The organism is Psychrobacter sp. KH172YL61, from assembly GCF_007182895.1.
In the GTDB taxonomy this organism is placed as follows: domain Bacteria; phylum Pseudomonadota; class Gammaproteobacteria; order Pseudomonadales; family Moraxellaceae; genus Psychrobacter; species Psychrobacter pacificensis.
The window spans coordinates 2,582,062-2,607,337 of the sequence record NZ_AP019516.1 but is presented as its reverse complement, the minus strand read 5'-3'; the positions used below and the strand labels follow the sequence as shown (position 1 = coordinate 2,607,337).

Below are 25,276 nucleotides of genomic sequence, written 5' to 3'. Positions count from 1 at the left end.
GATTATTTACGTTGCATCAAACTGTTGGCGACCCATGCTGGACCGATTAATAAAAACTGTAAATCTTCAAAAAACGAGGGTTTTTTGCCTTCGATTTTATGACCAATAAACTGACCAATCCAAGCAACAACAAATACTGCCGCCCACGCTTTGAATCCCCATGGCATAGCCGCCATAACCGACAGACAAATCAGAATAAACAGCCCCATTGCCAAAAATAGCGGGGTCGATAAGCGTATATAAAATAATAAGACTAATGCGCTCAGTACGAGAGTAAACCATACAGACAGCGACATTCCCATCCCCAACAAACTCACAAAAATCGTCGGCACACATAGCCAATGGATTTTCTTATTAATCAGGTTTTGGTGACTGACCGCATACTCACTGAGCCACTGCTCAAGCGTGCGTTTGGACATTTTGGGTTGACGAGACATACTAACCTCCTTGTTAGTAAATGAAATAAGACGCCGACATGCGCTATCAATTTAAATATTAACATGTGCAATTAGTACCAGTTGTAGCACTAATTGCGCGTGTCCACCATGTTATCTGTTAGACGGCACAGTCAATTTCGCTCGTATTGCCAATGCGATATTGGTAAGACTTATCTCAATATCTCAAACGCTTTTTTCTACAGATGTTGCTATTAACCTCGTTCGCTGCGATGCCACTCATAGAGACCGACAAAGGCGTTTACCTGATACACCATGGTTTGAATCGCAAAAATATAGTTGCCAGACATGAGATTGACGATCAGCCAGACAAAGTTGACGATGATCCATAACCACCAGTTAAAGGAATAACGCAGAATCATGGCTGCCTGAGCGGTAATAGACAGCACAAAGGCAATGACGTTGATCCAAAAGAAAGAGATAAATCCCAAAAACAGACTATTATCATCCTCGACGACCGCATAACCGTAGCTCGCCAGTAGATCATTGACGGTTGGGAAAAGGGCAAGACCGATGATGATAAATGCGGCAGTGATCAACCACACCGCTTTGCTCGCTGATTTTGGGATCATGTCGCCATCAGGGTCGGTGTGTTTTGACCAATAAAAAATGCCATAGACATGGGTAAAAAAGTTAAATAGAGGCGCGAGCATCAGACCTACGGCGCCAGATGTGGCCTGTACAATGACTTCTCCTGCGGTTGCGCCCATACCAAAGCCATTGCCCATGACGTTTTTTCGAAAAGATAGTGACACCACACAAATCAGACCAATAAACGAGACAGCCAAGTAAAACCAATCAAGCGTGGTATGGTCGGTTGTGAGCCAAAAACCTGCGGACAGAGCAATGACCCCGCAAATAAACCAAACGATGATCCATTGCATTGACCATTCTCCGGTGATGTTATCCAGTAGCTGAATACGCATAAATTTTTCCTCTAAAATTGATACTGATTTCAATATAGTGCTAACGACAACATAATGTTAACTGCAACGCGCTAGCTGAATAAATGATGATAAATAGGGCACTCTTTGATGCCTCTTATAATGTTTTGCCATAGATATGCTGATCGATAAATTGCAGTGCTTGCTGATAACGAGCATCGTAATCGGGCTGGTCAATCATATGCGGCGCGATATCGTGACGCGCAAAAATATCTAGCAAGCGCTGCTCGAACCGTCCACGTGCTTCAGGCGTACCTAAAGAGCGCATGCCGTCATCAACCCATGGCGTATTATTATCGAGCATGATGGTGTGGTCTAAGCGAAACTCATCAACGCAAGCAGCGACAAAAGGATGCGTGCGACCTTCGTACTCTTCACAAAACGCTTGTGTGGTGACAAAATCCGTATCAACGATCGTAACCGGAGCTGTTGCATTGGCTTTAGCATCGCGTATCGCTTGCGCATGATCCAGACAAATAGGGCCGTAATCGCTGTACTGCAGCCCAACTTCGCTACCGCCCAAATCTGTGCCCACATACAGACGGCCCATCTCCAGCGCAAAGCTGGCACCATAGTAATTAGCCAGCTTATGCACCAGTGTTGTCTTGCCAGAGCTTTCGCCGCCGACAATCGCAACGGTTTTTGTATAGTTAGCGCGTGCCTCTGGATGGATTGCTGACCAATGGGCGACTGGTTCGCGAGCAATGGCGTACGAGTCGAACTCAGGCTGTAGCGTAGTAGTGACCACTTGTAAGATAAGTTGCTCTTGTAAATCACTCTGCGTCAGTGGGTGGTTCTCCGCCATAAACAATGCTGTCTCTGCAGGGAGTGCTAATGCCTTTATCAAGCGCTGCAATTTGACATTACTAGTCGCCACATCGATCCTGACATTTTCGCTACTATCATTACTATCATAAAGATGCTCATGAAGCGGTAACTCGATCTCATCAGTAGTATGAATATGAATAAATGGCAAATCCGCACAGGCCATCTGTAGCCAACGCGCTTTGTCTTGTAAGGTGATCGTAAAATCTGGATGCGGTGATGGATGCGTCATAATGACGATATGCAGGGTCTTTGCTTGTCCTGCTGCTTCTAATATGCTGCGCATTTGCCCCAAATGTAAGGGGCTCAAAGTGTCCAATCATCAATCCGTTGTCGTACATAGCCATCCTTATTCTGTTTTGGGCTTATATTTGTTTCAGATTTAAGGATAAATTCTCTAAAACCTGAGTTACTTATGAGCATGGTATAAAGGTTTTGGAGGATTTACAGGTAGGTTATTGTAAATCTGACTTATATTTGACTCTTACGCAGATTATTATGTTTTTCATCAGCGGTTTTTGTGTGAATCTAAAAATAAAAAGCGAGTGATGATTTTTGACAATTGAAGATTTGAGCATTTATTACCACTATCAAGTTGCTATCAAAACACCACTTATCTCTTTGATTCATTTAAAAAATAATGAACTGTGTAAATAGCTAAAGCAAGGTTTTAGCAACAAAGTAAATTCTGAAACATTTTGAAATAATTATTTAAAAATCAGGGGCTTGCGTGGTGATATGACAGGTTAGGGCAAGCTTACGTATCATAAACTCACAAAGTACGTCTATACCTTCAACAGATAAATTCTCAAGAATTGATATACTTATTTATAAGTTGGCAAGGCAAGGTAGCCTTGAGACTAAAAAAAGCAAGAAAAAATAAAAAATACATTATAAAAATAGATAACAGAGAGGTATTTAGTTTGGCTAAGTTAGCAAAATTACATCGCTCACAAAATAATCGCATGATAGCGGGCGTGATGGGCGGTATTGCAGAATATGTCGGCTGGTCACCTACGTGGGTCAGATTACTATTTGTAATTGTCTCGTCGCTAAGCGCTGCTGTACCGGGTATTTTGATCTATATCGTATTATGGATAGTCATGCCAAAAGCCAATAGCGATTCCTATCAGTAACCAAGCTTGATATTTAGGCATTAATACCCGTTAAAAGAAATAAATCTGTACCACAAGCAGTTGTCCAACAAGTAGTCTCCAAAAATAAAAAGCCTGAATCATCAGGATGCCCAAGATACAATTTTCCTCCTGCCCGAATGCTCACGCATTTGGGTATTTTTTGTTTTCAAGATCAGTCGCCGGTCAGGCTTCTTTTATGTTAGTTCGGTCGTAAATCAGGGATATAGTCGCGTGTTTTTATCGACAACGCAAATTTAGTTAACGTAAATATGGATAAAATAGTCAATTTTTAGTAAGGTGAGCAGGCAAATAGCGTCGTTGCCAAATAGGTGATGAGTACTATCAGAGATTTATTTAATCATACCCATTTCACAGTGACTTACTATGAAAACCCAAACTATGACATCCGAAGCGACAACCCCGATGACACAAGACCAAACTCCTCAACCGATGACTTTTCAGGACTTAATCCTAACCTTACAGAATTATTGGGCTGACAAAGGCTGCGTGGTATTGCAACCTTACGATATGGAAGTCGGCGCGGGCACGTTTCATACCGCCACGTTTTTGCGCTCGTTAGGTCCTGAGCGTTGGAACGCTGCGTATGTACAGCCATCGCGTCGCCCGACTGATGGTCGCTACGGTGACAATCCAAACCGTTTACAACACTACTATCAGTTCCAAGTCGTACTAAAGCCGAACCCACCTAACATTCAAGAGCTATATCTGGACTCGCTACGCGCTATTGGTATCGATCCATTGGTGCATGATGTACGTTTTGTGGAAGACAACTGGGAATCACCAACGCTTGGCGCGTGGGGACTTGGCTGGGAGATTTGGCTTAACGGTATGGAAGTGACCCAGTTTACCTATTTCCAGCAAGTCGGCGGTATTGAGTGCTTCCCAGTCACTGGCGAGATCACTTACGGTCTTGAGCGCTTGGCGATGTATGTGCAGGGCGTTGATAGCGTCTATGACTTAGTCTGGGCAGATGGCGAGTTTGGCCGCGTCACCTATGGCGATGTGTTCCATCAAAACGAAGTTGAGCAATCGACCTACAACTTTGAGCACGCTGATGTGCCAATGATGGGTGAGATGTTTGATTTTTATGAGCAGCAAGCAGATAAAGTTGGTTGAAGCAGGCCTGCCATTGCCAGCCTATGAGATGGTATTAAAAGCCTCTCATGCGTTTAACTTGCTTGATGCCCGCGGTGCGATTTCGGTCACTGAGCGTCAACGCTTTATTCTGCGTGTACGTACGCTTGCGCGTAAGGTTGCGTTTGGTTATGTCGAAGCTCGTGCCAAGTTAGGCTTCCCATTGGCTGATGAGGCGCACCGTGCCGAAGCTCTTGAGAAGTATTTGCCAAAAGAAGACGCGGCAACAGAAGGCTCATCAACAGACAGCTTAGCAAAAGAAACCACTGACAACAATCAACCGACGAACAAGCAATAGGAGCATCCCATGAGTACTATTCTATTTGAACTGGGGTGTGAAGAGCTACCTCCAAAAAGCCTAAAACCATTGCGTGATGCGCTGCAAACTAGTGTCACTGAGCAATTATCTGCAGCTGAGATCACCTTTGATAGCATCAAAGCCTTTGCCACACCGCGCCGTTTGGCGATTCAAATTGAAGGCATTAGCGATAAGCAGCCTGACCGCACTGAGCAAAAACGCGGACCAGCTATCAAAGCGGCATTTGATAGCGATGGCAATCCAACCCGCGCGGCGATAGGTTTTGCTAAAGGCTTAGGTATCGAAGCGAGCGAGCTTACGACCATTAACACCGATAAAGGTGACTATGTCGGCTTTGAGCAAACGATCAGTGGTCAAGCGACTACCGAGCTACTGCCAGCTATTTTTCAAACAGCGTTAGATAGCCTACCGATTGCCAAACGTATGCGCTCAGGTGCCAGTCGCAACGAGTTTGTTCGTCCCGTCCAGTGGGTAGTATTGATGCAGGATGACACTGTTATCGATGCCACTATCCAAGGGCATGAGACAGGCTCGCAAACTCGTGGGCACCGTTTCCACAGCCCTGACTACCATGATATTGCTCATGCCAATGACTATGAGCAACTGTTAGATGGTTTAAAAGTCGTGGCAGATTTTGATAAGCGCCAAATGCTGATCAAAAACCAAGTCAAAGCATTGGCAGATGAAGTTAATTCTGATGCTATCGTACCGCAGGATTTGTTGGACGAAGTTACCGCATTGGTTGATTTCCCCATTGCGCTACGAGCAAGCTTTGAAGCACGCTTTTTACAAGTGCCACAAGAAGCGCTTATCTCGACCATGCAAGCGGATCAAAAGTATTTTTGCTTGACGGATAAAACGGGCAAATTGCAGCCGTACTTTATCTTTATCACCAATATTGAGTCTAAAGACCCCAATCAGATTATTGAAGGTAATGAAAAAGTGGTGCGTCCACGTTTGGCTGATGCCGAGTTTTTCTTCTTACAAGATCAAAAGCAGCCGTTATTTGCACTCACAGAGAGCCTAAAAACTCGTGTATTCCAAGACAAATTGGGTACGATTTGGGAGAAGTCTGAGCGTATTGCTAAGCTTGCCGCGTTTATTGCTACCCTAATGCAGCAGCAAGGCCACGATATCAACGTCGATGACACTGTACGTGCGGGTATTTTATCCAAAGCAGATTTGGCCAGCTCGCTTGTCGGTGAGTATCCTGAATTGCAAGGTATCGCGGGCACGTATTATGCACGTTTGAATGAGGAACCTGAGGCAGTTGCAGCAAGCTTGGAAGAGCAATACCTGCCCAAGTTCAGTGGTGATGTATTACCGCAAACACCAGTTGGTATTTGCTTAGCGTTGGCTGATCGCCTAGATACGCTCGTTGGTATCTTTGCGATTGACCAAGCACCGACGGGTTCAAAAGACCCGTTTAGCCTACGTCGTTCTGCCATTGGTATTTTGCGCATTTTGATTGAAAAGCAGTTACCTATTAATCTGGTAGCGCTCGTTGAGCAAGCGATTAAAGGCTATAGCGATGCTGAAGGTACCAAGATTGCCAAAATGGGTGACACCTTTACCCAAGTGATGGCGTTCTTAAACTCGCGCTATCGTGCGATGTATACCGAGCAGGGTGTCAGCGTCGATACGATTCAGGCCGTACAAGCGATTAACCCGCATATGCCGCTTGATTTTTGATCAGCGTATTCGCGCCGTACAAGCATTTAGCGAGCTGTCACAAGCGTCAATGCTCGCGGATTCAAACAAACGTGTTGCCAATATATTGGCCAAGTCAGAAGTCGATGTTGCTGATACGGTCGATGAAGCGCTACTATCTGAGACTGCTGAGCAAAATTTATATGCAAATGTGCAGCAAGCACAGACAGTGGTACAGCCATTGCTTGAGCAAGCGGACTATACGCAAGTATTGCAAACGCTGGCGAGCTTAGATGAGCCGTTGACGCAGTTCTTTGATAATGTGATGGTCAACAGCGACGATGCAGCGCTCAAAAATAACCGCTTAGCCTTGCTCAAGCAGGTACGCGCCTTGTTCTTGTCTGTGGCTGATATCAGCGAGCTACAGCTATAACTGCTAGCCTTTAATCTTAGGTTTTGATACAAAAACTGGCTCACTGTGGCCAGTTTTTTGTTGCTATAGCACTTGGCTATTCGTCAGTGCTATGAATGACAACCAGCATCATCGACAATTAACCGTAAAGGCATTGTGCCATTACCATTATTGACGGTAAAATTTAGGCATTCGAGCGTCTTGGATCATGGTAAGTGTCATCACTCTTGTTATTCATTACGTTTATTTGTCGTTGAAGGAGCGCTGCCGTGTTTGCCGTTATTATTGTCATTCTTATTATCTGGGCTTCCATGTGGGCTTTTTACAAGTTTATGTACCCACGTCCACCCAAAAGCATGATGCCAAAGAGGGTGATGTCACCACACCGCGTCAGTGCAATTTTTGTGGTAACAGTTTGGCGGAATATCGCGGTGTCCTTGAAACTAAGCCTAGCTTAGCGACAACCAGGGATGGTAATACTGAATCAGCCCAAGAATTATTCTTTTGCAATTATGAGCATCAGGCAGACTTTCACGCAGGCAAGACTTACAAACCTTATGCGTAAGCAGGTAGATAAAAACGATTGACCATAAAAAAGCGCTTAGCTTTAGTAGGCTAAGCGCTAATAGATTTGATGCTTTTTCATCATATCGCACACTATTAGATCATGCATGTTTTGAACGATCTGTCTGCTGAGACAACACCGCACTATTACAAAATAGAGTGGGCGTCTTTCATGATTTTATTTAGCAATGCCTGTGATTGCTTATCTTTTGCAAGCGGTCTTCATCACTTCTTTGGTTGGCATGGATTTTTTCGTATAAATTCAAGCAGCACAGCACCAGTATGCTTTCTTGACTGAGGCTTGGTGCATCTCGCTTTAGATCAAGCGCATAGTTATTGATATAAGAGACCGCCGATAGTAGCTCTTCTTGCTCATGAACGGGACAAAAATTGGATAAGTCACGCCAGCAATCGCGATATCGACTTTTTTGATCTGGGGCTCAGCCGCTTTGCCATTGGCTTGAGACGATGTGCTGGATGTGCTCGCCCCGATTGAGTGGATTTTTGTACGGCTACGTCTTTATTCGGTACTTGAGTATTTTGTGATGGGTTATTTTTTGGCTGTTTTTCTATAGCGTTGCTTTGGTTGTCGGTCATGATACATCCTACAATGTCTGGTCAGTGGAATGAGTGATATCAGGTTTTACAAATAGCGTTGGGCGGTTTAATAAGTAGCATATTTTGCTATCTATTACAGGAATGCGTTAGCTTTCTGCTTGATCGATGCGGGTTAAGCGTTGCAAGACGACTTGCGTACGCTCTGCTGCCAACTGATTCTTCTTTGCAACTCGCTATTTTGTTGTTGTAATTGGCTGATTTGTTTTTGTAGTTTGTCTTGTTCTTCACCAATCATATGGTGCGCTTCAGCAAGGCTTTGATAGCGCTTGTCGAGGTCATTTAATTGTTTTTTTGCGCCATCACGCTCGCTGTGGCTGGCATCAAGCTTGTTTTTTAGAGCAGAGACTTCTTTTGCATCGCTAACAGGGTGTTGTTTTAGGCTGCTAAGTTCAGCACTGACAAGCTGATACTGTTTTTGATGTCGAGTACCATTTTTCTAATATTCTAAGTTGATCATACATAGTCAGTTTTTATCCTTAACAAGTAAGCGTGAATGAATTTTGTTCGCTGCATTTAATAATGCCATAGGTGACCGCATAATATCTATATCAACAAAGTAATTACAAGTACGAGGCTTTGTCTTTTTACTTTTATCTATCGATGATTTGTCCCTTAGATTAACACATGAAGTGCAATACCAAATGCAAGGGTGAAAAAAGACCTAGATGCGCTAGCATCAAAGTTTTTATCCACCGACCAAAGTGAGATTGCAACCATGAGCTATACACATCTAAGCCTAGGTGAACGATACCAGATTTATGCCCTTAAAGGGGCAAAACATAGTATTAATTTTATAGCGAGGGTGTTAAACAGAAGTCCCAGTACCATATCAAGAGAGCTTAGGCGTAATAAAAGCCTACGAGGTTACCGAGCAAAGCATGCTAATAACAAGGCTTGTGACAGACGGGCTAACAACGCCACAACTATTGTGACTGACCTCTGGGCATGGGTGACAGACAAGCTTAAAGAGAACTGGAGTCCTGAGCAAATATCTGGCGTTCATGCTGGTATCAGTCATATGAGCATTTATCGCTATATTTGGCGTGATAAGAGGCAGGGCGGTACATTGTGGCAGTGTCTCAGACGTAAAGGAAAACCATACCGGCAGCGTCTAACCGCTGAGACTCGAGGCCGTATCAATGACAGAGTCTCGATTCATGAGCGCCCTTGTATTGTTGAAGAACGCTCACGTATTGGAGATTGGGAAGCGGATACCGTTATCGGTCAGCATCACAAGCAAGCGATTGTCACGCTCGTTGAACGTAAAACGGGGCTGCTGAAGATGAAGCGTGTGGGTCATAAAACAGCACAGCAAGTATCAGAGGCAATGATAGAACTCTTAGCGCCAGTGAGGTTGCAGGTTAAGACCATTACCTCTGACAATGGTAAAGAGTTTGCTCAGCATAAGAAGGTGAAACAAAAGCTCTTTAGCCCTTTCTTCTTTGCCGATGCTTATGCGTCATGGCAGCGAGGAACCAACGAGAATACCAATGGCCTTATCAGAGAGTACTTGCCTAAGGGTTGTGACTTTAGACAAGTCTCTGATAATGAAATACAGGACATTGAGAACAAACTAAACAACAGACCAAGAAAACGATTAGGGTTTAAAACGCCTATGCAGGCGTTCTATAATATTAATTAGCGTTGCACTTGGTGTGTTAATCTAAGTCCCAGACATTTTGTCGTGACTATTTTTATTTTTGAACAGTAATCAACTACTAGGACCTCTATTATGAATGATAATATCTCTGGCTGGAATACTTGGCTGACTGCGTTTGATGATTGGACGGACGTGTCTATCAGTGAGGTGCACGGCCTGATGACAGGGCTGATGACGGCGTGTAACGCGCCTGATGAGGCCACATGGGCAAAGGTGTTTGAAGAGCTGAGCTTTGCACCGCTACCAGAGGCGGCATTGACGTTGCTGACAGAAGAAGCAGAAGACACGGTGTTTCAGTTAAAAGATAAAGATGATGCCTACGCTTATATGCCGCTGATCCCTGATGATGAACATGATTTATACGAGCGCGTGATGGCATTGAAACAGTGGTCAAACGGCTTTATGACGGGTTTTGGTATTACTGATTGTAATTTGAGTAGCGAAGAGAATGAGATGCTCTCAGATTTGGCTAAAATTGGTGGCATTCGGTTAGAAGAAGAAGAGGATTTTGAGGGGGGAGAGGAGTCTTATCTTTATATCTACGAGTTTGCTCGTATGGTGCCTGTGAGTTTTGCGACGCGTAAGCGCAAGCCTGTAAAAGACATCGCCCTGATTGCTGGACTATCTATCAATGCCAAAACCACCAAAGAGCTACAAGCAGAAGGCAAGTTGCCAAAACCGATGCCACCCGTGCTTGACGTGATGAATCAGAATAATCCATCATAAGACAAATCTGATACCTCATAGTTTTTAAGAAATGGCTTTTAAGAAATGACTTTTAAGACATAATTCTTAAAAATCATAATAGGGATATTTTATGATCCAAGATACTAATGACAATGCTAGCAATGACCAACAGTTAAACCCTGCTACGCATCCGAGTAATAGCCTTGATTGGCTGTCTAGGCTTATCGCTTTCGATACGGTCAGTCGACACTCCAATCTAGCATTGATTCATGATGTGAGAGCGTATTGTGAGCAGCTTGGTCTGACGGTAGATTTGACCTTTAACGAGGCAAAGACCAAGGCCAACTTGTTTGTGACCGTACCCGCTGGCGAAAACGCTGACCAAATTAATAACGGTTTGGTGCTCTCAGGTCATACTGATGTCGTGCCTGTCGATGGTCAAGACTGGACATCAGAGCCGTTCACCGCGACGATACGTGGTGACAAGCTATACGGACGCGGTGCGTGCGATATGAAGGGTTTTATCGCGTGTGCGCTGACAATATTGCCACAAGCTGTACAGCTATCTAATAGCGGTCAGCTGCGTCGCCCATTGCACCTCGCGCTGTCGTTCGATGAAGAGGTGGGCTGTTTGGGTGCGCCATTGATTTTGGCGGATTTAAAAGCGCGCGGTATCACCCCTGATTATTGCATCGTCGGTGAGCCAACCAATATGGCGATGGTGGTTGCGCATAAAGGTATTGCGGTGTATCGTTGCCGTGTCCATGGTAAATCGGCGCATTCTTCATTGATTGGACAAGGGGTCAATGCGATCAGCTATGCAAGCAAATTGGTGGGCTATGTCGACACGCTTGCTGAAGAACTGAGCACTCGTGATGACAATGATGCATTGTTTACTGTGCCTTATTCGACATTGTCAGTAGGGACTATACACGGCGGTACAGCCACCAATATCGTGCCCAATCTGTGTGAGTTCACTTTTGACTATCGCAACCTGCCGCACATGACCCAAGACGATATACTAGCGCCTATTCAAGCAAAAGTTGCTGAGTTAAATGCGCAAATGCAAGCGCGTGCGCCTGAGACGGGTATCGAGCTGATGCAGGAAGAGAGTGTTCCTGCCATGACGGATAATAACAGCGCTGAGCTACAATCATTAATAGCAGCTCTGACAGGGGGATGATGAGCGTCATAAAGTCGCTTACGCAACGGAAGGTGGTCAGTTTACCAATGCAGGCATCCCTACGATCATCTGTGGCCCTGGTAGTATTGAGCAGGCACACAAAGCGGATGAATATGTAGAACTGATCGAAATCGAACGTTGTGACGGCTTTTTGCAAAAACTATTAGACAGTTGTACTGCCAAGTAGCTTATAGAGGTGTCGATACGCTATAAAAGTGGCAAACATATGTATATAATGTGAGAAGTATCAATAATACCGCCTGAATGGCGGTATTTCTTTTGGCGATGTGGCTGTTCGTATAAGAAGCATTTATATATAACAAAGTAGGGGTTAGCTGATGTCTTGGCATCTGTTTGCAGTATTTTTCGCAAGTACGTTTTTGATTTCCGCAACACCAGGTCCCAACATGTTGTTGGCATTCCAGTATGGCATGAACTATGGTGTGAAGCGCACATTATGGACGCTGGCAGGTTTGAGCCTTGGGCTATTTATCTTGCTGCTATCGACTTTGCTTGGGCTGGATGTGATCAGTCGCCAGTCGCCATGGCTGCTCACAATTATCAAAGCCGTGGGCGCGGCATACTTGGTATATTTGGGCATCAGCTCATGGCGTGATGCGGGTGATGGTAGCTTGATGAGCGATGCCAAGGAGTTAAGTGCTGAGGTTGAGGCCGACTATGGGGCTTTTGAAGGTCAAGCTATTACACCGCAGCCGCGCTCGCTGTCGAGTGCTGCGGTCAAGACAAGTCCGAGCAATCTCACTTTATTCCGTACAGGGGTTTGGGTATCTTTATCTAATCCAAAAGCGATATTATTTTTCGCAGCGTTCTTTCCTAAGTTTATTAATTTTAGTGTGCCACTATGGCCGCAATATATCTTATTGACCATTGGGCTATTCATGAGCGAAACCATTTGGCAGATTGTCTATACGCTAGGCGGAAAAAAGCTGGCAAGTTGGCTCGATGTTGGTAATCGTTTAGCATGGCTTAATCGTGGTTGCGGCATTATCTTTATCATCATTGCAGCGGCTTTGTTTGCTGAAGTAATTAATAGTTTTATGCTATAAAAAGTTATTAGTTATTATTTGAAATAATCACTTTATTAAATGAATCGCTATAGTATTGCGTTTTTGTTATTCAAAAATTAATAGTTGACAATATTTTTTAAATCGTTATTATTATCTCACTGATTTATAGTCTTGCTATAAATGCTTTTAATAAACTTGCTATTGTCGCCCTGACATTAGCCACAACCTATGGAGGAATCATCGTGTCCTATATAACTGTTAAGACGTTTTTAAAGATTGAATGTATGAAAAGCATGACAACAATGAAGACTTCGAAAAGGTTTGGCTAAATTTATATATAGTCAATCCCACTTAAAAATGTTATAAACTAATTATCAAACCCAATTGTTATTATAAAGACCATGACTTACTCACTAGATTTTCGCAAACAAGTGCTAAAAAGCTTAGACGAGGGTATGACCTTTGCCGAGGCAGCTGAATTCTATAACCTCAGCCCAACCACGATACAAAACTGGAAGCGGCGTGTTCATAGCAAAACAACCAGGCAAACCAAACCCTATAAAATACCAGATGACGTGCTACTTAATGATGTTAAAGAACATCCTGATGATTACCAGTATGAGCGAGCCCGTCGTCTAAACTGTAGTAAAACAGGCATTTATCATGCCCTAAAGCGCCTAGGCATCAGTCAAAAAAAAAGACATTAGAGCATCCAAAAGCTTGCCCAATAAAAAGAGCGGTGTATCAGGGAAAGCTTAATAGCTTTACGCAGCAAGGCTATCCCATCGTTTATATGGATGAAAGTGGCTTTGAGTCTGAAACCATTCGCTCTCATGGTTATGCACCGATTGGTAAGCCTTGTATCGATAGCTACAACTGGCAAGGTAAAAGGCGAACCAACGTTATTGGTGCTCTGTATGAAAAGATGCTGTTTGCGCTTGATTACTTTGAGACAAACATCAACAGCATTGTCTTCTATCACTGGTGCAAACACAAACTAATCCCAAGTCTTAAAACAAAATGCGTGATTGTGATGGATAACGCCAAATTTCATAAAAGCAAACGCATTCAAAAGCTACTAAACAGGCACGGGCATCGTATTCTTTGGTTGCCGCCGTACAGCCCAGACCTAAACCCTATCGAAAAGAAATGGGCTCAAGTGAAGTTTCTACGCCAAGGCTGGATGGAAAACGACTTATCCAAATTGTTTTATGATGTTTGTCCTAGCCATAACAATTTTATTTTGAACTGACTATATAGCTATTGAGTGATATTCTATCTATTCATATCAATGAATAGCCTCCTATAGTCAATCAATATTAAAAGTGGTACAAGGCAGACGAGTGCAAGTACTACAGTAGCAGGCTAAACGAGTCTAACGCTGTAACACTTTAATAGTGGTTCGACTATATATGTACTCGCTCCATCCTTCCTCTAAATCTACTTTGTTAAAATAGCGATGCGATAGTGCTAAGTAGTTTTGTGCTTGCTGTTATCTGTTTATCCAACATTCTGCTGTATCTTTATTACCAAAAATCATTCACGCTAACACTTAGCAATTGTCTACCTGCGCGCATAATATTTACGCCCTTATTTTTGGTATGAAAGATTCTTCTTTAAAACGTCCATAATAAAGCAGCCATGAATTTTTATTGATTTTTAATTAATAAAAATACGGATTTTTATTGCCTATAATTTCTTAGATAATAATTTTTTTCTTATTAAACCATTATGTTTAATTGAGAAAGATAAGTAATGTCTAAAAAATATAAATAAGCGAATTGAAAAAATGCATGGCTTTAAGAATAAAAAAACGGAAAATTAAATAATGAGCATTCAATTAACGTTAAATAAAAGTGGCAAACATGGCGTGCCTGTCAAGATTTACACCTCTGATATCGAGCAAGGCGCGATGCAGCAGCTACGCAACTTGGCTCAGCTAGAGTTTGTACATTCGCACATTGCGGTTATGCCTGATGTACACGTTGGCAAAGGCGCGACCGTTGGCAGCGTGATTCCGACCAAGTCTGCCATCATTCCTGCGGCGGTCGGCGTAGATATCGGCTGCGGTATGAACGCCGTGCGCTTATCCCTAACCGCAAGTGATCTGCCTGATAGCTTAAAGCGCTGCGCTTGGTGGTCGAGCAGCAAGTGCCGGTGGGTTTTAATATGCACAAGCAAATCCAAGCAAAAAGCTCCACGCTTGATCCGCTCGGCAAACGCCTAAAACCGATTACCGATAAGCACCCAGGCTTACTCAAAATGCTTAAAGGTTTTGAGCGTACGTGGGCCAAACAGCTGGGCACACTTGGCGGTGGCAATCATTTCATCGAGCTGTGCTTGGATGAAAACCAAGATGTCTGGGTGATGCTGCATTCTGGTAGTCGCGGTATTGGTAATTGTATCGGGCGCTATTTTATCAATCTGGCCAAAAGAGCGTCAATCACGCTTTGGTCATGTGCCTGATCGTGATTTGTCTTACTTTGCCGAAGGGTCTGACAGCTTTGCCGATTATGTTGAGGGCAGTTGGTTGGGCGCAGGATTACGCGCTAGAGAATCGCCGCGAGATGATGCGTTTGGTGATTAAGGCGCTGCAATCGCCGCAAGCAGGATTGCCACGATTTGCCCTGACCAAAGAAGCCATCAATTGCCATCACAACTATGTCAATGAAGAGGTGCATTTCGGCGAGCAGGTTTACGTGACGCGTAAAGGCGCAATCAGTGCTTATGCCGGTGAGCTTGGCATTATCCCCGGCTCGATGGGTACAAAATCCTTTATCGTCCGTGGTCTGGGTGCGACAGAGTCGTTTTGTTCTTGCTCACATGGGGCAGGGCGACAGATGAGCCGTGGTAAAGCGATACGCGCGTTCACCATTGATGATCTAAAAGCGCAAACCGATGGTGTTGAATGTCGTAAAGACAAAGGCGTTATCGATGAAATCCCTGGCGCATATAAAGACATTGATGAAGTGATGGCCAATCAAAAAGACTTGGTTGAAGTGGTGCATACGCTGAAGCAGGTCATGTGTATTAAGGGCTAATACCAAACCTGCAAATCCTCTTAGCGTCGTCAAACTTGCTTAATGTACTGGATATACAATTTGCGCTCGTTTTCCTCGCTAAGATGATTTTCGGCGTTGGTATCTAAAAAGGATTAAAGAATAGGTAACTATATGAGCTTAAAACAAACGTTAAAAAAGGCTAAACAAATTGAGAGACAGTTAGACAAGCAGACTGAATCAGGTGCACAGCACTCGCTAGGCGCAGTGAAACCGCGTAATTATTTGGCGCTTGATCCCCCTGTTAAGAAAAGGCGGTATTCATGAAAAGAAGATATCGATATTGTCCGCAAGAAACGTCGCCGTGAGACCAAGCAGCAGCTACGGAAGACAGATTGGTTATCAGAATAGTGATGGTTAACATTCACCCGCAAAAAAGCCGTTCGCTATTATAGTGAACGGCTTTTTTATTCTTATTCAAACTTATAATTTAACCATTGTTACCTTAACCACTATGCTAATACTTCGATTAGCTCGCCTTTCACCATATGCGGGCTGACAAAATCGGTGACACGTACGCTGACAATTTTACCAAGCAGCTCATCACTGCGCTCAGGATCGTAAGGGAACATCACCGTACGGGTGTTGTCCGCTGTACCGATTAGGCAATCTGGATGGCGATTCGCGACTTGTTCAACCAAGACGCGAGTCGTTGTACCGACCATCTCATGCGTTTTGGCCAATGTCGAGTCAACGATCACTTTTTGGAACTCAGCCAAACGCGCTTTTTTGGTGGTGAAGCTGACATCATCTGGTAACTCAGCAGCTGGCGTGCCCGGACGCTTGGAGTAGATAAAGCTGTACGAGTGATCGAAGTTCAATTCTTTTGCTAAGTTTAGCGTGTCTTGGAAATCCTCATCAGTCTCACCAGGAAAGCCAATGATAAAGTCGCTCGACAAGTGAATGTCTGGGCGGATGGCTTTGAGCTTATTGATCTGATCGATATACACATCGATGGTATGGTTGCGTTTCATCGCCGCCAAAATCGCGTTTGAGCCACTTTGTACAGGTAGATGCAGATGCGATACCAGCTCTGGCAATTGTGCATAAGCGTCAATGATATCATCGGTAAACTCAAGCGGATGGCTGGTGGTATAACGAATACGTTCCACACCATCGACGTGCGAGACATAATGCAGCAGCTCAGCGAAACGGCAAATACTGCCATCGTCTTTTTCGCCGCGATAGCCGTTGACGTTTTGACCAAGTAGGTTGATTTCGCGGATACCTTGCGCGGCAAGGCTATCAATCTCGGCCAGCACATCGTCAAGTGGACGCGACAATTCTTCACCGCGTGTATAAGGAACGACGCAGAATGAGCAATATTTTGAGCAGCCTTCCATGATTGAGACAAAGGCTTTGTAGCCTTCTACTCTTGGCTCAGGCAAAAGTCAAACTTTTCAATACTGGGGAAGGATACGTCAATCGTACCGATACGGTTTTTAGGCGCGATATCACGCTGCTCATGTGATTGGTCATACAGCTCAGGCAGACGGTGCAAGGTTTGCGGGCCAAACACCATATCCACATAAGGTGCGCGTTTTTGGATATTGTCGCCTTCTTGTGAGGCCACGCAGCCGCCAACGCCAATCACGAGATCAGGACGTTTTTCTTTGAGTTTGCGCCAGCGCCCAAGCTCTGAAAACACCTTTTCTTGCGCTTTTTCGCGGATAGAGCAGGTATTCATCAACAGCACGTCGGCTTCATCAATGTTGTGCGTCACTTGCATGCCGTGCGAGTCACCGAGCACATCGAGCATTTTGTCTGAATCATAGACATTCATCTGACAGCCTTGGGTGGTGATGAATACCTTCTTGGTTGCGGCTTTTTCGACGGGCGCTTGGGCTGAACTTTGCTCCTTGAGTGCAGTGACAGCACGTGCGGTGACAGTCGTCTCAGCAGCAGCATCGTCATCGATGCGGGGATTGAATACAGTAACACTCATAAGGGGAAGTCCATGATTGACCAAAAATATAACGAAGTAGCCGATTAACAGGTGGCGTATTTTATCACAACCCTGTACTAATGTGAAAAATTAGCATAGGCGATGGGTTGTCAATATGATAAATAATTCATAGCAGTATCAATTATTTACTGTGATTAATATTACCATTTATAAAAACTGAGGCTCGTTATCATTTCTATGTTACACCGTGCTCTCCTATTTATTAACAAAAGGTAAAGGAGATAGTTGAAAGCACAATGAGTATAGTATGATGATTGCGATACCCTTGGCGGTACTTAGCGAACCGTTATTCAAATATTTGTAGAGACATCATAAAGAGAGTCAGTATGACAAAGTTGCGTGTTGCTCATAGCATCAAGGATGAAGAATTTACCAGTCAAAAGCAGACGTCGAAACGACTCACAGTAGGCTCGTTGTGGATAAGCGCATTGAGTGTGGCAACCGCTATAAGCGCGCTTGGTATGTCACAAGTAGCTTGTGCAGAGTTGACGTGGGGCGATGAGGAAAGCTACCAACAAGAGAGCAATTATCAGCAAGACCGTAGTATTGACTCATTTATGGCAGCGGCTATCGCAGCGGATCGCGGCGATGTGGGTGCGCTCTATAATTATGAGCAAATCATGAGCGGCGGTCTATTTGCCATGTATCCAACCTATTGGCGGATGAATTTAGATCTCAATTCACAAAGTTCAGCGGCCGTATCACAGTTTGTGCGTCAGTATCCAGATACGGTCATGGCTGAGAAGTTGGTGGCTGATTTTGCGGAGAGCAAAGCGGGGTCGAATGACTACGCCTCTGTCAGACAAGTGGCAAATCTGATTACCAATGCTGATGCCAGTGAGCGCTGCGCTATCGCCCTTGGGTTCAATAATGGCGGTGATACCATGCGCGCCATGGCAGCCAAATCTGATGTTTGGCTAACCACCAAAAAGCAGCCTGCCTTGTGTGAGCAGCTAGCGATGGAGATGAATAACAACGCGCTCATTAGCAATCAGGATCGCGCTGCTCGTCTCAAGCGGATGCTGCGTGTCGGTAAGACAGGCGACATCATGGCATTATCATCGCGCTTAGGGACACCGATTGCCTATTCGGCGCTTAGTGAAATTCAGCTCAATCCCTCGTCGTTTTTTAGCCGCTTTGGCCGCGAGCCCGCCAGTCAAACCAATCAATACCTATACCTATATGCTATTGGCCGTGTCGCAGATAAATCCTATCGAGAAGCGGCCCTGCAATTAGACTTTGATATCAAGCAAGACAATCAGCGCGCTATAAAGTTATTGAATGACGAAACGCGTCGTTACGCCTATCGTACGCTTGGCGTTAAGCGCATGAACCACAATACCGATGACGGTTTTAATGCTGAAGCAGTAGACTGGTTCCGCCATAGTTTAGATGATGACTTTAACTTTGAAGAAGCTGAAGACTATGCCATGGCGGCAATCCGCTTTGGCCGCTGGGATGATGTGGTTGAAGCTATTTCAAAAATGGATGGTGAAATTCAAAAGGATGAACAGTGGCAATACTGGCTGGCTCGTGCTTATGAGCAATCAAGCAATAGCAGTAAGCGCAATACCGCCAAAAAAATGTATCAAAACCTAGCGAAAAATAATGACTACTATGGCTTGATGGCAAAAGACAGGATCGGTCAGCGCTTTGATGCCAGCCGCTTAGGTGGTAGCAATTTGCCTAATGTCAGTACCGCTGACCGCGCGCGCGTGATGCAAGACGCTAACTTTGCTCGCGCTTTCGCGCTATATAATTCTGATGCCAATCGCGCCTATGCCAACCGCGAGTGGAACTGGGCGGTGAAGCAGGCTCGTGATAATCGTGATGACAATCTCATTATCGCGGCGGCGCGTCAAGCGTATGACATGGGCTGGCTTGATCGGGCGATTTATGCCGTCGATAATACCGATAGAGTCAATAGCTTGGCACTTTCGCACCCCTATGCCGCACCAAGAGTCAGTGGTGCGTTATAGTCAATCAGCAGGCATTGATCCAGCGTGGGCTTATGGCATCATGCGTCAAGAGAGCCGTTTTGTGTCTTCTGCACGCTCAAATGTAGGCGCCAGCGGATTGATGCAAGTCATGCCTGATACGGCAAAATATATCGCGCGTAACTTAGGTGAGACTTATAGTGCGAGCCGTGCCAATAGTGGTGATACCAATATCCGTTATGGTACATGGTATATGGGTGATATCTTAAGTAAACTGAACTATCAGCCAGTATTGGCAACCGCAGGCTATAACGCGGGTCCTAATAATGCCAAACGCTGGCAACCAACCTATGGCGCAATCGCCGCAGATCAATATGTCGAATCGATTGCCTTTCCTGAAACGCGTAACTATGTCAAACACGTGATGGAAAACGCTACTATCTATAGCAGTCTGCTGGGTCGTAGCCAGCCAATCAGTCAACGTATGGGTACAATACCTGCTGCTTTTTAATCAGTGAATTCGTATTTAATAGACCACTAGCTTTTATAGTTAATGGTCTATTTTTTATGGGCTAAATGGCAGCAAGTCTTAGTACTTTATACAATAAATACTGAACTTAATTTTGCAATTGTTGACGAGCACGACAACGTTTACGTTTTTGCTATAGATTAAAAAAGACATTTTGTTACCATTGCTTTAATTGACGTTTATGTTCTTCAGTCTTGTTCTTAGATCGCTATGTGTTTAATGCTGTTGGCACAATGATTTAAGTGATAGCCCATGTTTTATCATTGCTAATTGCTCCCAGCCCTATGATCAAAAAATACTTCAAACTGCCTGTATTATCGAAAACTCGGCAACCGTTACTGATTCAGGTGCCCCGGTCATCTAATACGAAAGCAGAAACAAGCTCAAAATTTAAGACATCCAGTTTCTTGGTGCAGTTCCGTGGAAGTTTGATAAGTGGAAGTTTGATAAATAGGCATCATATGGGTAAAGTTAATAAAACGACGAGTTTTGGTGCTTTGTTAATCATACAAGGTCTTATACTTACGCCAGCATATGCGGCGAGCACGGTCAAAGCTGGCCAGCGCGTATTGATGGTCGAGATGACCCCCGCGCTATGTAGCATGCAGCCGACAAGAGCCCGCATGCGTCAATGTCTAGAAGGCTATTCGTTAACAGTTTCAGGCTTAGACATGGGCTACGGCGAACGCTGTGGTCGTGGTAGCGAGCCACGTTTGACACCACTACAACTAAAGGTTGTCAATCGCATCATGCCTGATACGACAGTACGTAGCCAAACGTGGCAGCGCTATGGTGCTTGTAGCCCACTGAGTGCCAGTCGCTACTTCCGACAAATCACTAACTACGCTGGTGAACTAAAGCTTCCTAACGAGCTGAATACGGGCAACAGTTATACAGTCTCTAAATCTCGATTTATTAGTCAAATGACGCGCCTAAATAGTGGTATGTCATCAAATAGTGTCGATCTCATTTGCCAAGAAGGCAGTCGTCGTCAATCGATACTGACGGATATCCATGTGTGCTATGAGGGTAGCAGTTTTGGCACTTGTCACAATGTTGTAGATAACTGCGGCAGCCAATTCATCATTTCAGGTGGTAGATAGCTTTTATTTAACTATTTTTTAGATAGTCTACCGTTCTTTTCTACATCCTTTTCGGTACTGTTTTTAATAAAATCTGAGTAAACTTGCCCGTATTACATTGTCATTTTTATGCTCTTATTTACTCGTCTCATAGCGATAAAACATACTATGGGCCGTATCTAAAAATTATACAGCCCCTTTATTTATAGGCTCTGAGCTTATAGATATTCTTTTCGTATAAAATGTAACAATATAATCCGTGAGAATCCGCGGCAAGCCTCTGATTGTCTCTAGACGATTTGCCAAACGAAGTGCTACACTAGCTCTCGGTTTAGCGCTGCCTTTGTGCAGCAAACAAGTCGATATCTAAAAAGATAATCATCTATTACAATCATGAATGATCTAATCATCAATTAGGGGAGTATTCAATGTCAATGAAACAGCCTTTACGTGTTGCCGTCACTGGTGCCGCTGGTAATATCAGCTACGCGATGCTATTTCGTATTGCATCTGGCGAGATGCTAGGTAAAGATCAGCCAGTTATTTTGCAATTGCTTGAAATCACACCAGCGCTTGATGCCCTAAAGGGTGTGGTCATGGAACTAGAAGACTGCGCATTCCCATTGCTTGCTGGTATTGTCCAAACTGATGATGCAAATGTGGCATTCAAAGATGCTGACTACGCGTTACTCGTCGGTGCCCGTCCACGTGGTCCAGGTATGGAGCGTAAGGACTTACTAGAAGCCAACGCTGCGATTTTCTCAGCACAAGGCAAAGCATTAAACGAAGTCGCTAGCCGTGATGTAAAAGTATTGGTCGTCGGTAACCCTGCCAACACCAACGCGCTAATCGCTCAGCGTAACGCACCAGACCTAGATCCACGTAACTTTACCGCCATGACTCGCCTAGATCATAACCGTGCGATGGCACAGCTAGCCGAAAAAACTGACAGCACTGTCAATGACATCAAAAACATGACCATCTGGGGCAACCACTCATCGACCCAGTATCCAGACCTAACGGCTGCGACTGTCAATGGCAAACCAGCGCTAGAGTTGGTTGATCGTGATTGGTACGAAAACACGTATATCCCAGAAGTACAGCAGCGCGGCGCGGCCATCATTAAAGCTCGCGGCGCCTCATCTGCAGCTTCTGCTGCCAACGCTGCTATCGCCCATATGCGCACGTGGGCACTCGGTACTGACGAGAACGACTGGGTCTCTATGGGTGTTTATTCAAATGGGGAATATGGTATCGCTGAAGGCCTTATCTACTCATTCCCATGCACATGCAAAAACGGCGACTGGTCTATCGTAGACGGCGTTGATGTGTCATCAGAATTCTCAAAAGAGAAAATGGCCGCCACTGAGCAAGAGCTGAGCGAAGAGCGTGATGCAGTAGCACACCTACTACCATAAGCTAATAAGCTAAGCAGTTATATAGCTGTCTTAACTTAAGTATTGAGTGAAAAAAAGCCCTCTTAATCTTAATATAGGAGGGCTTTTTTATGTCTATAAGTTTCTTTATCCAAAAGATATGATGAAATAAAAAGTAATCTATCGCATCTCTTGAAATGGCAATATCTGTTTGCTGCCTATACAATTGATAACGTTAGATAAACGTTGATTAACAGCTATTAGCACAAAGCTTGCTACAATAAATGGGTTAATTTGAATAATAAGCACAATTACCACTACACCATTTAAGGAGAAAAGTATGTTGGGTGAGCCAGAATATAATATGAATGAGCTATTTGCTCAGTTAGGTCTAGATAGCTCTGATGAAGCAATTGATAAGTTTATCGCAGACAACCAGTTATCAAGTGAAGAGAAATTGATAGAAGCTAATTTCTGGACCGATAGCCAGCGTATGTTCTTGCAAGAAGAATGGCAAAACGATGCAGCATGGGTAGAGACGATTGATGAGTTAAATGTACGAATGCATCCTGATGCCTAAAAGCTGATATAAAAAACCTAATATATTGAACTGACCCCCATAAGTTGGACACAACTTATGGGGTATTTTATGCGTTACGATCTAGACTTTAAGCTTCAAGTCATCGCATACTATCGTCAAGGACATACCGGAATCGCAACAGCAAAAAAGTTTGGACTTGATAAAATGTAAGATACGTCTGACTGCTAAACTTGATTATCACGCCATTCTAGTAGGTCAGTGACATCTTGATGAATACCCGCTTTCAAGGCGTCCAAACCATCGTAGCGACGCTCACCATGCAAAAAGTGCAAGAAGCGCACTTCTAGATTCAACCCGTACAAATCTGCTTTTAGTTTGGGAAAGTGTACTTCCAATCGCCAGTCATCACCTTTATCAACAGAGGGTCTTTTGCCAATGTTAGCGGTACCGAACAAACTATGTGGACGCAAACCTGCGACGCCTATATTATTATCAGTAGCCAGCTTTATTAAACCATCAGGTATGACCTCTCCATTCTCATCTAAGCTGACGACATCAACGGCAAAAATACCGTGCAAAGCGGGTTTTATTCGCTGCAAATCAATATTGGCAGTAGGAAAGTCCATAGTGCGACCAATTTGATCGCCACGGACGACCGACCCCGTAATGGCGTAGTCGCGGTCCAGCAGTATATTGGCAGCATGAATATCACCTGCCAATAGCAAGTCACGGATGCGAGTAGAGCTAATACGTGCAGCCTCATTATTGACATCATTCAAGTGGTCGTTGTCAATATTGCTATCAGTGATGGTATGTAGGTTAGTCACATCCAAACCATAATCGCGCAAAAACTGACTATCGCCAGTACGATCATGACCGAAGCGGAAGTCGTCACCTAGTACCAGCGCTTTTACATTTAAGCGCTTGGCTAATATATCGGCAAAGGCTTGTGCTGATAATGAGCGAAAGTCCTCATCAAAACCTGCCACCACTAAGGTTTTAACCCCATGTTGTGCTAGGAGTGCCTGCTTTTCTGCTAGATTGGTCAAACGCGCAGGGGCTTTAGCTGGCTCAAAAAACTCACGTGGTTGTGGCTCAAATATCATGACCGCAGCGTCCAAGTTTTGGGTATGCGCAATATCACGAACTTGTGCCAGCATTGCCTGATGACCAAGGTGTACGCCATCAAAATTGCCAATAGTGAGCACACAAGGCGCTAACTCTACTGGGTCATTAGTAGTAGACGCGGCATTTGATGATGCAATCAGTTGCTCAAGAAAATAGGTTTTCATAAGTTTTCAGCTATGATGAGACCAGATAAAAAACGAAAAAACACATCTATGGTCAAAATTGATGTGTCGAAAATTAGCCATTATAAAGTAAAATAGCCACACTAACATCCTATAGTCTACGGATAATGCAAGTATGAATGACGCTCTATGAATTTCATGGTTTGTACATACGTCTATTATCAGTATGACGATTTTTTACTATCATCATGAATACCAATAATAATGCCAATTAATATGGAGACTCTATGTCCGATGTTGCCTTAGATGTCATAGCAACTGCCCCGTTGACACATCAGCTGACCCAGCAGTTTATGGTACAACGTGCCAGTAAAGAAGACTTGGCAGAAGTCTTGGCGATTTATAACCAAAGTATTCCTGGCAAACAAGCAACGGCAAATTTGGCATTAGTAACGCTCGAAGAACGTACAGCTTGGTTCGATGAGCATTTAGACAGTCCAACGAGACCTATTTATGTAGTCAAAGCATTACTAGAAGGTGATGCCGATAGACAGAGTACAAAACTACCAATTGTTGCATGGGGCAGTTTCAGTGATTTATATGCGCGTACCGCTTATCATATCAGCACTGAAATCAGCATCTATCTGAACCAAGATTATCAGAGTAAAGGGTTGGGCAGTCTGTTGACACGCTGGATGTTGACGCAAGCGCCCAGTTTAGGAATCAGAAATATCGTTGCCCTTATCTTTGCCCACAATCAGCCAAGTTTGGGACTGTTCCGTAAACTTGGCTTTGAGCAGTGGGGGTATATGCCAGAAGTTTGTGATATGGACGGGTTTATCGCTGATGTTGTGATGCTTGGTAAAGCCGTGGCATCGGACAACATTGCAGATGATTAGA

The 25,276-nt window shown here is 44.2% G+C and carries 18 protein-coding genes and 7 pseudogenes; 17 read left to right on the top strand and 8 right to left on the bottom strand.

The window, feature by feature from the left end:
• Positions 1 to 2: 2 nt before the first annotated feature.
• The 3 genes from PKHYL_RS13940 to nadR all read right to left on the bottom strand — a co-directional run bounded on the left by PKHYL_RS13940 (position 3) and on the right by nadR (position 2,543).
• Positions 3 to 437 (bottom strand): Mpo1 family 2-hydroxy fatty acid dioxygenase, encoded by a 435-nt coding sequence (locus PKHYL_RS13940; RefSeq protein WP_071003023.1) that lies wholly within the window; start codon positions 435 to 437, stop codon positions 3 to 5.
• A gap of 212 nt (positions 438 to 649) precedes the next feature.
• Complete coding sequence (gene pnuC, locus PKHYL_RS13935; RefSeq protein WP_071003024.1) at positions 650 to 1,381, bottom strand: nicotinamide riboside transporter PnuC; 732 nt, start codon at positions 1,379 to 1,381, stop codon at positions 650 to 652.
• 115 nt (positions 1,382 to 1,496) lie between these two features.
• Positions 1,497 to 2,543: a multifunctional transcriptional regulator/nicotinamide-nucleotide adenylyltransferase/ribosylnicotinamide kinase NadR gene (gene nadR, locus PKHYL_RS13930; RefSeq protein WP_240365418.1), complete on the bottom strand. Its 1,047-nt coding sequence runs from the start codon at positions 2,541 to 2,543 to the stop codon at positions 1,497 to 1,499.
• 604 nt (positions 2,544 to 3,147) lie between these two features.
• Between nadR and PKHYL_RS13925 the strand changes: the two genes are divergently transcribed.
• The 4 genes and pseudogenes from PKHYL_RS13925 (at position 3,148) to PKHYL_RS13910 (ending at position 7,461) form a co-directional block, all read left to right on the top strand.
• Positions 3,148 to 3,360 (top strand): PspC domain-containing protein, encoded by a 213-nt coding sequence (locus tag PKHYL_RS13925; protein ID WP_071003026.1) that lies wholly within the window; start codon positions 3,148 to 3,150, stop codon positions 3,358 to 3,360.
• A 450-nt stretch (positions 3,361 to 3,810) separates the two neighbouring features.
• A pseudogene (gene glyQ, locus PKHYL_RS13920) lies at positions 3,811 to 4,813 on the top strand (glycine--tRNA ligase subunit alpha).
• A 9-nt stretch (positions 4,814 to 4,822) separates the two neighbouring features.
• Positions 4,823 to 6,917 (top strand): annotated as a pseudogene (gene glyS, locus PKHYL_RS13915) (glycine--tRNA ligase subunit beta).
• A 248-nt stretch (positions 6,918 to 7,165) separates the two neighbouring features.
• A pseudogene (locus PKHYL_RS13910) lies at positions 7,166 to 7,461 on the top strand (hypothetical protein).
• Between the two features lie 181 nt (positions 7,462 to 7,642).
• Here PKHYL_RS13910 and PKHYL_RS13905 read toward each other — a convergent pair.
• The 3 genes from PKHYL_RS13905 to PKHYL_RS17785 all read right to left on the bottom strand — a co-directional run bounded on the left by PKHYL_RS13905 (position 7,643) and on the right by PKHYL_RS17785 (position 8,313).
• Positions 7,643 to 7,801 (bottom strand): hypothetical protein, encoded by a 159-nt coding sequence (locus PKHYL_RS13905; protein ID WP_240366543.1) that lies wholly within the window; start codon positions 7,799 to 7,801, stop codon positions 7,643 to 7,645.
• 58 nt (positions 7,802 to 7,859) lie between these two features.
• Entirely contained in the window at positions 7,860 to 8,057 is a 198-nt protein-coding gene (locus PKHYL_RS13900; protein WP_240365417.1) for a hypothetical protein, read from the bottom strand.
• Between the two features lie 133 nt (positions 8,058 to 8,190).
• Positions 8,191 to 8,313 carry a hypothetical protein gene (locus tag PKHYL_RS17785; protein ID WP_269778184.1) on the bottom strand — a complete coding sequence of 41 codons (123 nt, stop codon included), beginning with the start codon at positions 8,311 to 8,313 and terminating at the stop codon, positions 8,191 to 8,193.
• Positions 8,314 to 8,793: 480 nt separating this feature from the next.
• Between PKHYL_RS17785 and PKHYL_RS13895 the strand changes: the two genes are divergently transcribed.
• From PKHYL_RS13895 to PKHYL_RS13855, 8 genes and pseudogenes are all read left to right on the top strand, one after another.
• Positions 8,794 to 9,720: an IS30 family transposase gene (locus PKHYL_RS13895; RefSeq protein ID WP_025643743.1), complete on the top strand. Its 927-nt coding sequence runs from the start codon at positions 8,794 to 8,796 to the stop codon at positions 9,718 to 9,720.
• Positions 9,721 to 9,810: 90 nt separating this feature from the next.
• Positions 9,811 to 10,464 (top strand): UPF0149 family protein, encoded by a 654-nt coding sequence (locus tag PKHYL_RS13890; protein WP_071003031.1) that lies wholly within the window; start codon positions 9,811 to 9,813, stop codon positions 10,462 to 10,464.
• Between the two features lie 91 nt (positions 10,465 to 10,555).
• Positions 10,556 to 11,795: pseudogene (gene argE, locus PKHYL_RS13885) on the top strand (acetylornithine deacetylase).
• Between the two features lie 151 nt (positions 11,796 to 11,946).
• Positions 11,947 to 12,675: a LysE family translocator gene (locus PKHYL_RS13880; RefSeq protein ID WP_093069383.1), complete on the top strand. Its 729-nt coding sequence runs from the start codon at positions 11,947 to 11,949 to the stop codon at positions 12,673 to 12,675.
• 362 nt (positions 12,676 to 13,037) lie between these two features.
• Positions 13,038 to 13,343: an IS630 transposase-related protein gene (locus tag PKHYL_RS13875; protein ID WP_240365416.1), complete on the top strand. Its 306-nt coding sequence runs from the start codon at positions 13,038 to 13,040 to the stop codon at positions 13,341 to 13,343.
• A 32-nt stretch (positions 13,344 to 13,375) separates the two neighbouring features.
• The gene (locus tag PKHYL_RS13870; protein ID WP_227517133.1) at positions 13,376 to 13,888 is read left to right on the top strand and encodes an IS630 family transposase; all 513 of its coding nucleotides are present in this window, start codon (positions 13,376 to 13,378) and stop codon (positions 13,886 to 13,888) included.
• Positions 13,889 to 14,464: 576 nt separating this feature from the next.
• Positions 14,465 to 15,677, top strand: a pseudogene (locus tag PKHYL_RS17780) (RtcB family protein).
• Between the two features lie 132 nt (positions 15,678 to 15,809).
• Positions 15,810 to 15,962, top strand: coding sequence for a hypothetical protein (locus PKHYL_RS13855; protein WP_240365414.1), 153 nt, complete (start codon positions 15,810 to 15,812; stop codon positions 15,960 to 15,962).
• Between the two features lie 185 nt (positions 15,963 to 16,147).
• Here the strand turns inward: PKHYL_RS13855 and miaB are convergent.
• A pseudogene (gene miaB, locus PKHYL_RS13850) lies at positions 16,148 to 17,640 on the bottom strand (tRNA (N6-isopentenyl adenosine(37)-C2)-methylthiotransferase MiaB).
• Positions 17,641 to 17,987: 347 nt separating this feature from the next.
• On the opposite strand from miaB, the pseudogene PKHYL_RS13845 reads away from it, so the two are divergent.
• From PKHYL_RS13845 to PKHYL_RS13830, 4 genes and pseudogenes are all read left to right on the top strand, one after another.
• Positions 17,988 to 20,109 (top strand): annotated as a pseudogene (locus tag PKHYL_RS13845) (transglycosylase SLT domain-containing protein).
• Between the two features lie 479 nt (positions 20,110 to 20,588).
• Complete coding sequence (locus PKHYL_RS13840) at positions 20,589 to 21,230, top strand: hypothetical protein (protein WP_240365413.1); 642 nt, start codon at positions 20,589 to 20,591, stop codon at positions 21,228 to 21,230.
• Positions 21,231 to 21,637: 407 nt separating this feature from the next.
• Positions 21,638 to 22,627: a malate dehydrogenase gene (locus PKHYL_RS13835; RefSeq protein ID WP_178379285.1), complete on the top strand. Its 990-nt coding sequence runs from the start codon at positions 21,638 to 21,640 to the stop codon at positions 22,625 to 22,627.
• A 298-nt stretch (positions 22,628 to 22,925) separates the two neighbouring features.
• The gene (locus PKHYL_RS13830; protein ID WP_093069393.1) at positions 22,926 to 23,165 is read left to right on the top strand and encodes a DUF2789 domain-containing protein; all 240 of its coding nucleotides are present in this window, start codon (positions 22,926 to 22,928) and stop codon (positions 23,163 to 23,165) included.
• A 185-nt stretch (positions 23,166 to 23,350) separates the two neighbouring features.
• On the opposite strand, the gene ribF is transcribed toward PKHYL_RS13830, so the two are convergent.
• A complete protein-coding gene (gene ribF / locus PKHYL_RS13825; RefSeq protein ID WP_093069396.1) occupies positions 23,351 to 24,418 on the bottom strand; it encodes a riboflavin biosynthesis protein RibF in 1,068 nt (355 codons plus the stop codon).
• A 245-nt stretch (positions 24,419 to 24,663) separates the two neighbouring features.
• On the opposite strand from ribF, the gene PKHYL_RS13820 reads away from it, so the two are divergent.
• Positions 24,664 to 25,275 carry a GNAT family N-acetyltransferase gene (locus PKHYL_RS13820; protein ID WP_071003037.1) on the top strand — a complete coding sequence of 204 codons (612 nt, stop codon included), beginning with the start codon at positions 24,664 to 24,666 and terminating at the stop codon, positions 25,273 to 25,275.
• Position 25,276 lies beyond the last annotated feature (1 nt).

What these genes read in the sequence shown, in the direction of transcription:
- PKHYL_RS13940 (WP_071003023.1), bottom strand. Translation starts at nt 437, where the DNA reads ATGTCTCGTCAACCCAAAATGTCCAAACGCACGCTTGAGCAGTGGCTC.
- pnuC (WP_071003024.1), bottom strand. Translation starts at nt 1,381, where the DNA reads ATGCGTATTCAGCTACTGGATAACATCACCGGAGAATGGTCAATGCAA.
- PKHYL_RS13900 (WP_240365417.1), bottom strand. Translation starts at nt 8,057, where the DNA reads ATGACCGACAACCAAAGCAACGCTATAGAAAAACAGCCAAAAAATAAC.
- PKHYL_RS17785 (WP_269778184.1), bottom strand. Translation starts at nt 8,313, where the DNA reads ATGATTGGTGAAGAACAAGACAAACTACAAAAACAAATCAGCCAATTA.
- PKHYL_RS13895 (WP_025643743.1), top strand. Translation starts at nt 8,794, where the DNA reads ATGAGCTATACACATCTAAGCCTAGGTGAACGATACCAGATTTATGCC.
- PKHYL_RS13890 (WP_071003031.1), top strand. Translation starts at nt 9,811, where the DNA reads ATGAATGATAATATCTCTGGCTGGAATACTTGGCTGACTGCGTTTGAT.
- PKHYL_RS13880 (WP_093069383.1), top strand. Translation starts at nt 11,947, where the DNA reads ATGTCTTGGCATCTGTTTGCAGTATTTTTCGCAAGTACGTTTTTGATT.
- PKHYL_RS13875 (WP_240365416.1), top strand. Translation starts at nt 13,038, where the DNA reads ATGACTTACTCACTAGATTTTCGCAAACAAGTGCTAAAAAGCTTAGAC.
- PKHYL_RS13855 (WP_240365414.1), top strand. Translation starts at nt 15,810, where the DNA reads ATGAGCTTAAAACAAACGTTAAAAAAGGCTAAACAAATTGAGAGACAG.
- PKHYL_RS13840 (WP_240365413.1), top strand. Translation starts at nt 20,589, where the DNA reads ATGGGTAAAGTTAATAAAACGACGAGTTTTGGTGCTTTGTTAATCATA.
- PKHYL_RS13835 (WP_178379285.1), top strand. Translation starts at nt 21,638, where the DNA reads ATGTCAATGAAACAGCCTTTACGTGTTGCCGTCACTGGTGCCGCTGGT.
- PKHYL_RS13830 (WP_093069393.1), top strand. Translation starts at nt 22,926, where the DNA reads ATGTTGGGTGAGCCAGAATATAATATGAATGAGCTATTTGCTCAGTTA.
- ribF (WP_093069396.1), bottom strand. Translation starts at nt 24,418, where the DNA reads ATGAAAACCTATTTTCTTGAGCAACTGATTGCATCATCAAATGCCGCG.
- PKHYL_RS13820 (WP_071003037.1), top strand. Translation starts at nt 24,664, where the DNA reads ATGTCCGATGTTGCCTTAGATGTCATAGCAACTGCCCCGTTGACACAT.